Origin of the sequence: Phosphitispora fastidiosa, from assembly GCF_019008365.1 — a bacterium.
Taxonomy (GTDB): domain Bacteria; phylum Bacillota; class Thermincolia; order Thermincolales; family UBA2595; genus Phosphitispora; species Phosphitispora fastidiosa.
Genome location: NZ_JAHHUL010000070.1, coordinates 1 through 470, shown reverse-complemented (window position 1 = coordinate 470; position 470 = coordinate 1). Strand labels below are relative to the sequence as shown.

The following is a 470-nucleotide window of genomic DNA, read 5'->3' as shown; positions in this document are numbered from 1 at the left end:
GGTGTTGGCCCATTCCCGCTGCTTTTGGTTAAACCATGCGGAAGAGGGCATTTCACCGGCAGGATCGATAAGGTTCATCGGGTCGTTTAAGGCATAGATATATGGGACCATGCTATATGGGTTGCTGATACTGCCTTTTACCGGGTCTGTCTGCAGGAATGCCCCTGCAGTTGGGTCATAGAACCGGGCTCCCATATGGATCAGAGCTGCTTCGGATTCATCTGTTACCCCGTATTTCCCTATGTAGCTGTGGTTTGTTTCAAAGCCCGTCTGTTCAATTACAGCTCCCCAGGGGTCATAACGGTAAGTTCCGTTAATACTTCCGCTCTGGTCACCGACAGCGCCAAGGCTGCCCAGGATGTCATAATAGAAGTATTGGGCTGTGGTGTCAGGATTAATCTGCCCCAGCAAGCCGCCTATTCCGAGAGTGAACTGGGTGGGGTCGCTAAAGTCTGGGGTATCACTTTCCA

Annotated in this window: 1 protein-coding gene; it reads right to left on the bottom strand. The window is 51.5% G+C overall.

Features of this window, described 5'->3' with window-relative positions; all coding sequences use genetic code 11:
* Positions 1–470, bottom strand: a 470-nt coding sequence (locus tag Ga0451573_RS20470; protein ID WP_231685762.1) for an RHS repeat-associated core domain-containing protein, incomplete at both ends; no start/stop codon positions are given.